This window comes from Streptomyces sp. KR55 (assembly GCF_052245645.1).
GTDB lineage: Bacteria > Actinomycetota > Actinomycetes > Streptomycetales > Streptomycetaceae > Streptomyces > Streptomyces flavusporus.
In genome coordinates this window covers 1-13,459 of record NZ_JBQQCE010000259.1, presented here as the reverse complement: position 1 = coordinate 13,459, position 13,459 = coordinate 1, and the positions used below count along the sequence as shown (strand labels likewise).

At 72.1% G+C, this 13,459-nt stretch carries 14 protein-coding genes and 1 pseudogene; 13 read left to right on the top strand and 2 right to left on the bottom strand.

The window, feature by feature from the left end; all coding sequences use genetic code 11:
• Positions 1 to 144 (top strand): annotated as a pseudogene (locus ACTWQJ_RS31385) (SGNH/GDSL hydrolase family protein); the annotation flags it as partial.
• Between the two features lie 116 nt (positions 145 to 260).
• Here ACTWQJ_RS31385 and ACTWQJ_RS31380 read toward each other — a convergent pair.
• Entirely contained in the window at positions 261 to 878 is a 618-nt protein-coding gene (locus ACTWQJ_RS31380; RefSeq protein WP_443309898.1) for a TetR family transcriptional regulator C-terminal domain-containing protein, read from the bottom strand.
• A gap of 9 nt (positions 879 to 887) precedes the next feature.
• Positions 888 to 2,111, bottom strand: coding sequence for a Glu/Leu/Phe/Val dehydrogenase dimerization domain-containing protein (locus ACTWQJ_RS31375; protein ID WP_443309897.1), 1,224 nt, complete (start codon positions 2,109 to 2,111; stop codon positions 888 to 890).
• Positions 2,112 to 2,240: 129 nt separating this feature from the next.
• Here ACTWQJ_RS31375 and ACTWQJ_RS31370 point away from each other — a divergent pair, with 129 nt between their 5' ends.
• The 12 genes from ACTWQJ_RS31370 (at position 2,241) to ACTWQJ_RS31315 (ending at position 13,092) form a co-directional block, all read left to right on the top strand.
• Positions 2,241 to 3,407 (top strand): MBL fold metallo-hydrolase, encoded by a 1,167-nt coding sequence (locus tag ACTWQJ_RS31370; protein ID WP_443309896.1) that lies wholly within the window; start codon positions 2,241 to 2,243, stop codon positions 3,405 to 3,407.
• Positions 3,408 to 3,924: 517 nt separating this feature from the next.
• On the top strand, positions 3,925 to 5,943 hold the full coding sequence (locus tag ACTWQJ_RS31365) for an ATP-binding protein (RefSeq protein ID WP_443309895.1): 2,019 nt from the start codon (positions 3,925 to 3,927) through the stop codon (positions 5,941 to 5,943).
• A 98-nt stretch (positions 5,944 to 6,041) separates the two neighbouring features.
• Positions 6,042 to 6,476 carry a roadblock/LC7 domain-containing protein gene (locus ACTWQJ_RS31360; protein WP_129803880.1) on the top strand — a complete coding sequence of 145 codons (435 nt, stop codon included), beginning with the start codon at positions 6,042 to 6,044 and terminating at the stop codon, positions 6,474 to 6,476.
• 2 nt (positions 6,477 to 6,478) lie between these two features.
• Positions 6,479 to 6,850 (top strand): DUF742 domain-containing protein, encoded by a 372-nt coding sequence (locus tag ACTWQJ_RS31355; protein ID WP_443309899.1) that lies wholly within the window; start codon positions 6,479 to 6,481, stop codon positions 6,848 to 6,850.
• Complete coding sequence (locus ACTWQJ_RS31350) at positions 6,828 to 7,454, top strand: GTP-binding protein (RefSeq protein ID WP_443309894.1); 627 nt, start codon at positions 6,828 to 6,830, stop codon at positions 7,452 to 7,454. Before ACTWQJ_RS31355 ends, ACTWQJ_RS31350 begins: the two co-directional genes overlap by 23 nt.
• A 62-nt stretch (positions 7,455 to 7,516) precedes the next feature.
• Positions 7,517 to 8,092, top strand: coding sequence for a GAF domain-containing protein (locus tag ACTWQJ_RS31345; protein ID WP_443309893.1), 576 nt, complete (start codon positions 7,517 to 7,519; stop codon positions 8,090 to 8,092).
• 188 nt (positions 8,093 to 8,280) lie between these two features.
• Positions 8,281 to 9,309: an L-threonine 3-dehydrogenase gene (tdh, locus tag ACTWQJ_RS31340; protein WP_443309892.1), complete on the top strand. Its 1,029-nt coding sequence runs from the start codon at positions 8,281 to 8,283 to the stop codon at positions 9,307 to 9,309.
• Positions 9,310 to 9,345: 36 nt separating this feature from the next.
• Complete coding sequence (locus tag ACTWQJ_RS31335) at positions 9,346 to 10,545, top strand: glycine C-acetyltransferase (RefSeq protein WP_443309891.1); 1,200 nt, start codon at positions 9,346 to 9,348, stop codon at positions 10,543 to 10,545.
• A 52-nt stretch (positions 10,546 to 10,597) separates the two neighbouring features.
• A complete protein-coding gene (locus tag ACTWQJ_RS31330) occupies positions 10,598 to 11,500 on the top strand; it encodes a LysR family transcriptional regulator (protein ID WP_443309890.1) in 903 nt (300 codons plus the stop codon).
• 54 nt (positions 11,501 to 11,554) lie between these two features.
• The gene (locus tag ACTWQJ_RS31325) at positions 11,555 to 12,172 is read left to right on the top strand and encodes a helix-turn-helix domain-containing protein (protein WP_443309889.1); all 618 of its coding nucleotides are present in this window, start codon (positions 11,555 to 11,557) and stop codon (positions 12,170 to 12,172) included.
• Entirely contained in the window at positions 12,169 to 12,702 is a 534-nt protein-coding gene (locus tag ACTWQJ_RS31320; RefSeq protein ID WP_443309888.1) for a GNAT family N-acetyltransferase, read from the top strand. The genes ACTWQJ_RS31325 and ACTWQJ_RS31320 overlap by 4 nt, the downstream gene beginning before the upstream one ends.
• Before the next feature lie 30 nt (positions 12,703 to 12,732).
• Positions 12,733 to 13,092: an MmcQ/YjbR family DNA-binding protein gene (locus ACTWQJ_RS31315; RefSeq protein WP_443309887.1), complete on the top strand. Its 360-nt coding sequence runs from the start codon at positions 12,733 to 12,735 to the stop codon at positions 13,090 to 13,092.
• Positions 13,093 to 13,459 lie beyond the last annotated feature (367 nt).

Sequence of the window (13,459 nt, the reverse complement as noted above, 5' to 3'; positions counted from 1 at the left end):
CTGGACGATGTCCACTGGGCGCGCGAGTACCTGGTGCCGTGGATCGGCCGCCGGTTGCGCGGCGAGTCGTCGGGCGACCACGTGATGGCGAAGGGGGCGCTGTCGCCGGATGACATCAGGATGCGGATCGCGTCGGTGGCTTGAGGCGAATCCGTGGCGGACGCCGGGGAGCGGGTCGTTCCGATCGCCTACGTCGGATCGGCCCGCGGCCGGTGCGGGTGGGCGTACGCGATGACCGCAACCTGGTCCTCGCGGACGGCTCACGAACGCCCGGCTGACGGCGCCTCGGCCAGTCCGAGCTCGCGGGCGAGCGCCTCGTCGACCCACTCCTGGGCCCGGGCGCGGGACACCGCGCCCGGGTACGACGTCAGCTGCACGGCGAGGCCGTCGAGCAGAGCTGTCAGCCGCAGCGCCGCGCCCATGGGGTCCGGGCAGCGGAACTCGCCGGCGGCCACGCCCTCGGCGATGACCTCGGCGATCGCCGCCTTCCAGCGCCTGTCGAGGTCCCGGGTGACCTCCTGCAGGGCCGGCTCGCGCAGGGCAGCAGCCCAGCCCTCTATCCACAGCCGCCAGCCCTTGGCCTGGCCGGTCGGGGCGTACCAGCGTACGGCCGACCGGAGCCGGCGCAGCGCCGTCGTGCGCCGGCCGAGCAGCTTGCTCAGCTGGGCCAGGTCGTCCTCGGCGGCGTATGCGAACGCGGCGGCGACGAGCTTTTCCTTCGTCGAGAAGTGATAGAGCACCAGCGCGTTGCTCACGCCTAGCGTGGAGGCCACGTCGGCGATCCGGACCGCCGCGACACCTCGCGCCTCGATCTGCTCCACGGCGGCGCGCAACAACTCCTCGCGCCGTTCCTGCACGCTCAACCGCACTCTCGCCACGCGTTCACCCTAGGCCCTGTCGCACATCGGTGCGCACGCGCGCGTGTGCGGCCGCCACCGGTACCAGCCGTAGCGCTCCGCGAGTACCGGGAGCCGGGCCGCCGCGACGGCGTGCGCGGCGGTCCGTGGTGTCGTGCCGTCGGTCTCCGCGCGGGACAGGACGAGGTCGACGAGAGCGCGCATCGAGCGGCGCGTGTACGTGAACGCCTCGTCCGCGTCGGCACCGATGTCGCCGAAGAGGGTCCACCACCACCAGGCGTTCGTCCCGGAGTTGACCACCACGTCCGGCAGGACCGTGACTCCGCGCGCGGTCAGCAGCTCCTCCGCCTCCGGCAGTACGGGCATGTTGGCCGCCTCGACGATCCAGCGGGCGGTGATCCGGTCCTGGTTCGTGGTGTCGATCGCGTAGGAGACCGCCGCCGGCACCAGCACCTCCGCGTCGGCGGACAGCCAGGCGTCACCGGCCAGTTCACGGTCCCCGGGCCGCAGTACGCCGCGGTCCACCACGCCGTACGCGTCCCGCGCGGCGAGCAGCGCGTCGACGTCGAGCCCGTCGGGGTGGGCGATGGTGCCCTTGATGTCGGCGACCGCCACGATCGTCAGACCCGCGCGCGCGAGGAACCGCGCGGTGGCTCCACCCATGGTGCCCAGCCCCTGTACGGCGACCCGCGTCCCGGCATACGGCACTCCGGCCCGGTCGAGGGCCGTGAGCAGCGACTCGGCGACCCCACAGCCGCCGACCAGCTCGTCGAGCCCGATGCCGTCCACCTCGACCGCGAACGCGTCGGCGAGCCTCTGCCTGGCGGTGGCCTCGTCGTCGAGCAGCGGATACACGGCCTGGACCGACGAGACGAGCCCCGCCTCGGTGGCGGCCCGGTCCACGAGGTCCTGGGTGAGACCGAGGTCCTCGCCCGTGGTCCAGCAGCTCTCGACGTACGGCCGCATGGCCCGCAGGTACCGCACCAGGATTCCGTACGCCTCCGGGTCCCGCGGGTCGCAGTCGATACCGCCCTTGGCGCCGCCGAGCGGGATGTAGCGGCCCTCGGGGTCGTAGTGCAGCGCCTCCTTCATGGTCATGCCGCGCGCGAGCCCGGTGACCTCGTCCGACGTGCAGCCCGCACGCATCCGCAGCCCGCCGCTGGCGACGCCGCGCACCAGCCGGTCGACGACCAGGAAGCCCTGCCGGCCGGTGACGTGGTCGGTCCAGGTGAGCGACAGCAGGGGGGCGGTCATACGGAGACTCCTCGGGGCGGATCGGCCAGTGATTACTGACTCCTGATTCAGTATGGGGCCTGGTCGGCGCGGGAGTGTCGGAGGGGCGGACCATAATGGGAGGCCTTACCGACTCCACCTGGAGGTACCGTGGCCGGTTCCCGTTCCCTGAGCTCCGGGCTCCGCGCACTGCAGCCCGAGGCCTTCGGCGCGGATCCGAGCGGTGAGCGCATGGCGCGCATCCGCAGATCTCCCTACTTCAAGGACGGGGTCTTCCAGAATCCCGGCGGCCCCTCCCGGACCCGGCCGTCGGGGTCGCCACTGGACTTCGCGAAGAAGTACTTCGACAAGGAAGATCGCGCGCGCCGCTCCCCGAAGGGTGCGGTGCCGGTGCACGCCACCACGCTCGCCGACCTCGCCAAGCCGCCGGCCACCGGTCTGCGGCTGACCTGGATGGGCCACTCCAGCGTCCTCGCGGAGATCGACGGACAGCGGGTGCTCTTCGACCCCGTCTGGGGCGAGCGCTGCTCACCGTTCGCCTTCGCCGGGCCCAAGCGCCTGCATCCGGTGCCGGTCCCGCTGGCGGCGCTCGGCCCGGTCGACGTCGTCGTCATCTCGCACGACCACTACGACCACCTGGACATGCCCACGATCAAGGCGCTGGCCGGCACGGACACCCTGTTCGCCGTCCCGCTCGGCGTCGGCGCACACCTCGAGCACTGGGGCGTGTCCGCCGAGCGGCTGCGCGAACTGGAGTGGCACGAGACGACGCGGGTCGGCGGGCTCACCCTGACCGCCACCCCCGCCCGTCACTTCTGCGGCCGTGGCCTGCGCAACACGCAGCACACGCTGTGGGCCTCCTGGGTCGTGGCGGGGGACGAGCACCGGATATTCCACAGCGGTGACACCGGGTACTTCGAGGGCTTCCAGGACATCGGCGCCGACTACGGCCCGTTCGACGCGACGATGATCCAGCTCGGCGCGTACAGCGAGTTCTGGCCCGACATCCACATGACTCCGGACGAGGGCATGCGCGCCCATCTCGACCTTCAGGGCGGGGAACCGGGCGGCGTGCTGCTTCCGATCCACTGGGGGACCTTCAACCTCGCCCCGCATGCCTGGGCCGAGCCCGGCGAGTGGACGAAGGACGCCGCCGAGCAGGCGGGGCAGGCGGCGGCGTTCCCCCGTCCCGGTGAGCCTTTCGAGCCGGCCGAGAAGCTTCCGGTCGACCCGTGGTGGCGAGCGGTGTCCGCGCCTCTGCCGCACGCGTGGCGCCGTCCGACGGGAGCGGTGACGGCACCGCACGGCCGGGGGTGACCTCGGCCTGGAGGGCGAGGGGTGACGGTCGAGGTCCGGTCGCGGCTCACCTGCTGACCGGCGGCAGCAGCCGCTGACCAGCACGGTGACGACCGGTGATGTCCCACGGGGCCGGGCGGGGGCGGCACAGGCGCTCGGCAAGCCTCGCGGCCGTCCCCGGCGAGCGAGGAAACCGACAGACGGAGGGGGTCGGGGAGCTTTGAACTCCCCGACCCCCTCCGTCTCTTCATGACCGCTTCCGACCAGGTCCGATCATTCGGTGTGCCATTCGATACGGAGCGTCCGGCGGGCTTATCGGTCTGTCGTACGAGGTCTCATACCAGAGCGGGACGCTTGCCGTAGGACTTTGTCAACTGCCCACCGCACATGATGCGTTGGCGACTACTGTGAGTGTCCGTCGGGCGACGCAGGGCCGGTTTCGTCGGCTCTCTCGACCGGCGCCGCGATGCCGCATGCCCGAGTCACGCAGACCGGGCCCACTCAAGGCCCCGACCGACGGACCAGTACGAGGACACCGATGTCACACCTCCGCGCACCGGCCGCACGCGCAGACCGCCGCGAGGGCGGACGGCACGGACGGCCGGTCGCCCGTACCGTCCCCTCGCTGCCCGAGGCCCACATACGGCCCCAACTGCTGCGCCTGGCCGTACTGCCCCCCGTCGCGGTTGCCCTCAGCGCCTGCGCCGCCGTCCTGTTCACCGTCCGCTCCACCGGCGTCCGCAGCAGCCTCACCCTGTGGGGCGTACTCGCCGGAGCGGTCTGTGTGACGCTCGCCGGCATCGTGATCGCCGCCGTCGCCGCCGGCCGGACCGCCCGGTCCGTGCACGAACGCGTCGGTGCCCTGCGCCGCAGCAGCGCCCGCCGCGAGGCCGATCTGCGGGCGCTCGTCGAGGCGTTGCGCCGCGGCGAGGTCCCGCCCCAGCGCAAGCCGCGCGGCGGACCCCCCGAGGACGCCGACGACTTCGAACTGCTCGCCGCCGACCTGGCCCGCGCGCACGACGGCGCCGTCACCGCCGTCGTGCAGGCCGCCCAGCTCTCCAGCCAGGCCGGCAGCGAACAGAAGCTGGAGGTCTTCGTCAACCTCGCGCGACGGCTGCAGTCGCTGGTGCACCGCGAGATCGCGATCCTCGACGAGCTGGAGAACGAGATCGAGGACCCCGACCTGCTCAAGGGCCTCTTCCACGTCGACCACCTCGACACCCGCATCCGCCGCCACGCCGAGAACCTCGCCGTGCTCGGCGGCGCCGTCTCCCGCCGGCAGTGGAGCAACCCGGTCTCCATGACCGAGGTGCTGCGCTCGGCGATCGCCGAGGTCGAGCAGTACTCACGGGTGAAACTCGTGCCGCCGATCGACGGCACCCTGCGCGGCCACGCGGTCGCCGACGTGATCCACCTGCTGGCCGAACTCGTGGAGAACGCCACCGTGTTCTCCGCCCCGCACACCCAGGTGCTGCTGCGCGCCAACCTCGTCACCTCGGGGCTCGCCGTCGAGGTCGAGGACCGCGGCCTCGGTATGCCGGTCGCCGAGCAGAACAAGATGAACGCCCTGCTCACCGACCCCGACCAGGTCAACGTCGCGCGGCTGCTGGCGGACGGCCGCATCGGGCTGTTCGTCGTCTCGCAGCTCGCCCGACGGCACGGCATCACCGTCCGGCTGCAGAGCAACATCTACGGCGGGGTACAGGCCGTACTCGTCGTGCCGCAGGCCCTGCTGGGCACCCCGCCGGGTGCCCTCGGCGCCGTACCCCCCGTGCAGGACGGCGCGGTCGAGGGGCGGCAGCCGCGGGAGGCCACGAGCGCGCGCCGAGCAGCCCCCGTACCGCCGACCCACCCGCAGCATCCGCACACCGGAACCGACACGGCCGCCCCCACCGGGCAACCCGTCACCGGGCACTCGCGGACGCAGGACATCGCACCGGACACCGGCAGCCGACCGGCGCCCCTGCCGGTGCGCGGAGCGGAGGAGCGGCCCAACCCGGCGGAAGCGGTGCCCGGCATCCGGCCCGACGAGCGTGCGGTCGTCGCCGAGCACACGGCGACGCCGCCCACGCCCCGAGGCGGCGCGGTCCGCGGCACCATGGGCAAGCCCCAACTGCCCCGTCGCCGCGCCCAGGAACACATCGCACCCCAACTGCGCGGCGGACCGGCCCCACGGCAGGACGCCGAGCACGTCGCCGGCCACGACCCCGGCCTGATGGCGGCCTTCCAACGCGGTATCGGCCTCGCCGAGGCCCAACAGAACCCAGAGCCCGCCCCCACGGCCGCCGCCCACCCCGAGCCCCCGCCGACACGGCCCGCACACCGGCAGTCGGCCGTGGTGCCGGAATCCCGCCACACAGACCTGACCACCACGACCACGCCCCTCTCCATGGACGTACACCCCACAGACGTACGGCACATAGCGGGACCGCATACGGACGTACCACCGCACATGGAGCCGGCTCATATAGCCGAACCGCGGCCCGCACCTGCCCCGCGCAACAGCGCGACCGCGCCCGGCCCCGACCGCCCCGACGGGAGCGCACCAGCCGGATGACCGCCGCTGCCACTCCCGTCACCACCCCCACCGCAACCACCCCCGGCGCACCTTCGGGTGCGCCCGCAGACCTTCGTATCCCAAGGAGTCGATCCACCATGGCGACCGATGCCCCCACCGGCCATGTATCCGATCTCGACTGGCTGATGAGCGGCCTCGTCCAGCGCGTACCGCACACCAGCAGCGCCGTGCTCCTCTCCTGCGACGGGCTCGTGAAGTCGGTACACGGCCTCGACCCCGACAGCGCCGACCACATGGCCGCCCTGGCCTCCGGTCTCTACTCACTCGGCCGCAGCGCCGGCGTCCGCTTCGGCGACGGCGGTGACGTCCGGCAGGTCGTCGTCGAACTCGACTCCACCCTGCTGTTCGTCACCACCGCCGGCTCCGGCACCTGCCTCGCCGTGCTCGCCGGCCGCGAAGCCGATGCCGCCGTACTCGGCTACGAGATGGCGATGCTGGTCAAGAGCGTCCGCCCCTACCTGGTGACCGCGCCCCGGCAGCACGCCGTCGAACCCACGGCGATGAGGCCTTGAGCGTGGCCACGGCCGGCGACGGGCCCTGGCTCGACGACGCGGCCGGACGGCTGGTGCGCCCGTTCACGGTCAGCAACGGCCGCACCCGCCCCAGCGTCGCGCTCGACCTCATCTCCCAGGTGAGGGCCACCGGAGCCACCCCGCTCGGCTACCTCGGTCCCGAACACGCACAGGCCCTCGACCTGTGCCGCGCCCCCGTCTCGGTCGCCGAGGTCGCCGCCCACCTCAAGCTGCCGGCGGCGGTCACCAAGGTGCTGCTGTCCGACCTCGTCGACTGCGGCGCCCTCACCACAAAGCCCCCCGAGTTTCACCACAACCCCACGGACCGGGCCCTTCTGGAGGCAGTGCTCGATGGACTACGACGACAGCTCTGACTACGACTACGACGAAGGCGCCGATCCCTTCCCCACCGCGCTCAAGATCCTGGTGGCGGGCGGGTTCGGGGTCGGCAAGACGACCTTCGTCGGAGCCGTCAGCGAGATCGCGCCGCTCAGCACGGAGGAGCTGCTCACCACGGTCAGTGCCGCCACCGACAACCTCGACGGCATCGAGAACAAGGTCGAGACGACGGTGGCCATGGACTTCGGCCGCATCACCCTCGACCCGCAACACGTGCTGTACCTGTTCGGTACGCCGGGACAGGAGCGGTTCTGGTTCATGTGGGACGAGCTGTGCGAGGGCGCGCTCGGTGCGGTGATCCTCGCCGACACCCGGCGCCTGGAGGAATGCTTCGCGGCCGTCGACTTCTTCGAGGAGCGCGGCCTGGGCTTCATCGTCGCCGTCAACGAGTTCGACGGGGCCCACCGCTACGACCCCGAGGAGGTACGCGCCGCCATCGACCTCGACCCGGACATCCCGGTCGTCCGCTGCGACGCCCGGATCTCCGCCTCCGGCGTGCAGACCCTGCTCACCCTCGTACGCCACCTCATCGCCCATGCACCCGCCACCCCGGCGCCGAGCCACGGCGCCCACATGTGACACCCCCAACCCTTCCCACCGGAGCCGCACATGACGTACGCCCACAGCGACGGAACCCGGCCATGAGCTACGACCCGCCGCGCCCGGCCGGTCGTCTGCTGCTCACCCCCGAGGACAAGGAGGCCCCCGCCCGGACCCGGCGACTGCGCGGACTGGGCCTGGGAGAGCGCCCCGAGCCCGCCCTCGACGCCTTCGCGGACCACGTGGCGGCGCTCACCGGCTCGCCCTACGCCATGGTCAACTTCCTCGACGAGAACGGCCAGTACTTCGCCGGCCTGCATGCGCCCGCCGTAGGACTCGTCGTGAAGGAGGACGGGACCCGGCCCCAGATCGGCCGCTCCATGCCCCGGGACCATGGTTTCTGTCCCCATGTGGTGGTCCGGCGCAGGGCCCTGGCACTCGAGGACGTGCGCGACTATCCGCGGTTCGCGGGCAACCCCGTCGTCGACGAGTACGGCATCCACTCCTACCTCGGAGCGCCGCTCATCGACACCACGGGCATGGTGCTCGGCACCGTGTGCGTCGCTGACGTCGCACCGCGGCCCTGGGGGACGAGCGGCCTGGACACCATCAAGGCGACGGCCGCAGAACTCGTCGTACGGCTCGAACGGCGCGAGATCGACGGACTCCCGCTCTGACCGCATCGGGAGCGGGGTCGGGTGCCGGAGCGGAGGGCGTGAAGGAAAGCTGCGGCGGCGCTTAAGAAATCCTCGATGGACCGGGGCGGCGCCGTACGGCAGATTGCTCTGCGATTCCACCCCTCTCCCCGACCGCGGGCCGCTTCGGCATGTCCGCGGACGGGACCTCACCCACAGGAGCCGTAGCGTTGAAGGCGCTGGTCAAGGAGAAGGCGGAGCCCGGGCTTCGGCTCATCGACGTCCCGGAGCCCGCCGTCGGACCCGGTGACGTACTGATCAAGGTGCTGCGGACCGGTATCTGCGGCACCGACCTGCACATCCACGCCTGGGACGGCTGGGCGCAGCAGGCGATCCGCACGCCGCTCGTGGTCGGACACGAGTTCGTCGGCGAGGTCGTCGGGACCGGCCGGGACGTCACCGACATCAGGCCCGGCGACCTGGTCAGCGGCGAGGGCCATCTGGTGTGCGGGAAGTGCCGCAACTGCCTGGCCGGCCGGCGCCATCTGTGCCGGGCCACCGTCGGGCTCGGCGTCGGACGTGACGGCGCCTTCGCCGAGTACGTCGCGCTGCCCGCGTCCAACGTGTGGGTCCATCGTGTGCCGGTCGACCTCGACGTGGCGGCGATCTTCGACCCGTTCGGCAACGCCGTGCACACCGCGCTGTCGTTCCCGGTGGTCGGCGAGGACGTGCTGATCACCGGCGCCGGTCCGATCGGGCTGATGGCCGCCGCCGTCGCCCGGCATGCGGGTGCGCGCCATGTCGTCATCACCGACGTCAGCGAGGAACGCCTCGAACTCGCCCGCAAGATCGGCGTGAGCCTTGCGCTCGATGTGCGGGACGCGGGGATCGCGGACGGGCAGCGCACCCTCGGTCTGCGCGAGGGCTTCGACGTCGGTCTGGAGATGTCCGGCCGCGCGGAGGCGCTGCGCGACATGATCGCCAACATGACGCACGGCGGGCGGATCGCCATGCTCGGCCTTCCGGCACAGGAGTTTGCCGTCGACTGGGCCCGGATCGTCACCTCGATGATCACCATCAAGGGCATCTACGGCCGGGAGATGTTCGAGACCTGGTACGCGATGTCCGTGCTCCTGGAGGGCGGCCTCGACCTCGCGCCCGTGATCACCGGCCGCTACGGCCACCGCGACTTCGAGGCCGCGTTCACCGACGCGGCGAGCGGCCGCGGCGGCAAGGTCATCCTCGACTGGACTGCGTAACCGCCCTGCTGCGCAAGCATTTTTAGGAGCTGTGAGATGTTCGACTCCGTGCGCGACGACCTGCGCGCCACCCTCGACGAGATCCGTGCCGCCGGACTGCACAAGCCCGAACGCGTCATCGACACCCCGCAGTCGGCGACCGTGCACGTCTCCGCCGGCGGCCGTCCCGGCGAGGTGCTCAACTTCTGCGCCAACAACTACCTCGGCCTCGCCGACCACCCCGAGGTGATCGCCGCCGCCCACCAGGCCCTGGACCGCTGGGGCTACGGCATGGCCTCCGTCCGCTTCATCTGCGGCACCCAGGAGGTGCACAAGGAACTGGAGGCCCGCCTGTCGGCCTTCCTCGGGCAGGAGGACACGATCCTGTACTCCTCCTGCTTCGACGCCAACGGCGGCGTGTTCGAGACACTGCTCGGCCCGGAGGACGCGGTGATCTCCGATGCGCTGAACCATGCGTCGATCATCGACGGCATCCGCCTGTCCAAGGCCCGCCGCTTCCGTTACGCCAACCGCGATCTGGCCGATCTGGAACGGCAGTTGAAGGAGGCCACCGAGTCGGGCGCGCGGCGGAAGCTGATCGTCACCGACGGGGTCTTCTCCATGGACGGTTACGTGGCGCCGTTGAGGGAGATCTGCGACCTCGCCGACCGCCACGACGCCATGGTCATGGTCGACGACTCGCACGCCGTCGGCTTCGTCGGCCCCGGCGGCCGGGGCACCCCCGAACTGCACGGCGTGATGGACCGCGTCGACATCATCACCGGCACCCTCGGCAAGGCCCTCGGCGGCGCCTCCGGGGGCTACGTCGCCGCCCGCGCCGAGATCGTCGCCCTGCTGCGCCAGCGCTCCCGGCCGTACCTGTTCTCCAACACGCTGGCGCCGGTGATCGCCGCCGCCTCCCTGAAGGTGCTCGACCTGCTGGAGGCGGCGGGCGACCTGCGCGAGCGGCTCGCCGAGAACACCGCGCTGTTCCGCCGCCGGATGACCGAGGAGGGCTTCGACATCCTCCCGGGCGACCACGCCATCGCACCCGTGATGATCGGCGACGCGGCCGAGGCGGGCCGGATGGCGGAGCTGCTGCTGGAGCGGGGCGTGTACGTGATCGGCTTCTCGTACCCGGTCGTACCGCAGGGCCAGGCCCGTATCCGCGTCCAGCTGTCCGCCGCGCACTCCACCGACGACGTCAACCGCGCGGTCGACGCGTTCGTCGCGGCGCGGGCGGAGCTGGACGCCTGAGCGGGACGAACGGGTCGTTCGGCGGCACAGCGCGTCTGAGAGAATCGATCCCGTGATCGAAGCGCGGCGGCTGCACATCCTCCGAGCGGTGGCCGACCACCGCACGGTGACGGCGGCTGCCGCCGCGCTGTATCTGACGCCCTCCGCCGTGTCCCAGCAGCTGACGGCACTGGAGCAGGAGACGGGCCACCGGCTGGTCGAGCGGAGCGCGAAGGGCGTACGACTGACCCCGGCCGGCGAGATCCTGCTCAGCCACACCAACGCCGTCCTCGCCCAACTGGAGCGCGCGGAGGCGGAGCTGGCCGCCTACAGCTCGGGCGCGGCTGGCACGGTCACGGTCGCCTCCTTCGCGACCGGCATCGCCCTGGTGGTCGCGCCCGCCGTGGCCCATCTCGCGCGCACCGCCCCCGGCATCCGTATCCGGGTCCGCGACGCCGAGGGGGACGCCAGCCTGCCGATGGTGCTGGACCGGCAGGTGGACGTTGCGGTCGCCGTCGAGTACCGCGGGGCCCCGCCCGCCGACGACCCCCGCCTGGCCCACGTCCCGCTGTACGCGGAGCCCTTCGACGCGGTCGTACCGGTCAGCCACCGGCTGGCCGACGCTGCAGAGGTGCCGCTCGCGGAGCTCGCCAAGGACCCGTGGATCAGCCCGTACCCCGGAAATCCCTGCCACGACGTGGTGGTCCTGGCCTGCGAGAGCGCCGGTTTCCAACCCCGTCTGGAGCACTCCTCGGACGACTTCCGGGCGGTGGTGGCGCTCGCCTCCGCCGACGCGGGCGTCGCCCTCGTACCGCGTTCGGCGCTGCGGGGCATGGACCTCACCGGTGTCGTCGTCCGCCCCGTGGACGGCGACGCACCGACCCGCCGGGTCTTCGCGGCGGTACGACGCGGGGCGGAGGAGCATCCGCTGATCCGGCCGGTACTGGAGGCGCTGGAGGCGGCTGCAGAGGATTAGGCGAGCTGGCGATTTTTCCGTGGGGCGTTTCATATTTGGGATAGCATCCCGGATATGAAACGAACGACGACTGCTGTCGAGACCGAAGCCGGGGCCGGAGCCGGTTCCGGCAGCCCGGACGACGTCGATGTCCGGCTCGGCTCCCGGCTTGCCGAGCTGAGGGCCGAACGCGGCTGGTCCCTGGGGGAGTTGGCCGAGCGCAGCGGCGTGAGCCGGTCGACCCTGTCCCGCGCCGAGCGGGCGGAGATCAGCCCCACCGCCGCAGTGCTGAACCGACTCTGCGCCGTGTACGGACGGACCATGTCCCAGCTGCTCAGCGAGGTCGAGTCGGAGCCCGCCCTGCTGGTGCGGGCGGCCGACCAGCAGGTGTGGCAGGACCGGGCCTCCGGATTCGTACGACGCTCCGTGTCGCCGCCGCACGCCGGGCTGCGTGGCGAACTCGTCGAGGGACGGCTCGCCGCGGGCGCCGACATCGCGTACGACCGGCCGCCGGTGCCCGGCCTCGAGCAGCACATCTGGGTGCTGGAGGGAGCTCTCGCCATGACAGTGCAGGACGTCGAGCATCGCCTGGAGGCCGGTGACTGCCTGCGGCTTCGCGTATGGGGGCCGACGCGGTTCCGCTGCGCCGGCCGGGAGGACGTGCGGTATCTGCTGGCGGTGGTGCGGCCATGATCGTGGCTCGCTTGGATGACCACCAAGTTCTCGCGTCTGCAGGGGAGTTGGCGGACCTCCTGACCGACACGGTGGCCGGCGGTGCGTCGGTCGGCTTCCTCGCGCCGATGGACGGCGCCGATGCCACCGCCTGGTGGAAGGAGCGCGCAGCCGCTGTGGCCGTGGGGCAGCTCGCGGTGTGGGTGGCGCGCGACGGGGACCGGGTGGTCGGCACGGTCAGCCTGGCCTTTCCCGACAAGCCGAACAGCCGCCACCGTGCCGAGCTCGTGAAGCTGATGGTGCACCGCGACGCCCGCGGTCAGGGTCTGGGCCGTGCGCTCCTCGCCACCGCCGAGGAGGCCGCCGCCGCGGCCGGTGTCACCCTGCTGCACCTGGACACCGAGACCGACAGCCCCGCCGAGAACCTGTACCGCGGCGCGGGCTGGACCCGGGCCGGCGTCATCCCCGACTACGCGGCGAGCCCCGCCGGAGAGCTGCGGCCGACGAGCCTCTACTACAAGCACGTGGGAGTCGGCGCTCTCCCCAGGTGACTGTCAGTGGGAGCCGCTACGGTGCGTTCCATGCCGGATGCCGAAGACGTACGCCGTATCGCCCTGTCCCTGCCGGACACGACGGAGAAGATCGCCTGGAGCATGCCCACGTTCCGGGTCGCGGGGAAGATGTTCGCCACGCTGCCGGAGGACGAGACCTCCATCGCCGTGCGCTGCCCCAAGGAGGAGCGCGACGAACTGGTCCGGGCCGAGCCGGAGAAGTTCTGGATCGCCGGCCATGAGGCGCAGTTCGCCTGGGTGCGGGCGCGGCTGGCGGCGCTGGAGGACGAGGGCGAGCTGCGGGACATCCTCGCCGACTCCTGGCGCCAGGCGGCACCGCCCCGACTGCTCGACGCCTACCCCGAGTTGGGGCTGCCCGCCGCCGACTGAAAAATCCTCCGGCGTTGTCAGTGCCCCATGGCATGATCCGGAGGGCGTGGGAGCCGGGGCGGAGGGGGCCTCGGCCACCACAGACACGGGAGGGGTTCGCGCCGGGTCGGTCGGGGAGGGGAGCGCGGGGGATGACCGGGACGTCGTCACAGCCATCGCACGAGGGGGGCGGGGCAGGGCTGGGGGAGGGTGCGCCTTCGGGGACGCCGGGCGGGCTGGGGGCCGGTGGCCGGAGGGCTCCGGGGGAGGGTGCGTCGTCGGGAGCGCCGGTCGGCTGCCGGTTCGGCAACGGACGGGGTGACAACGTTGCTGGGGCGCCGGGTGAGGGGAGCGGCGGGGGAGCGCGACCGGTCTGGTCGCGGGACTT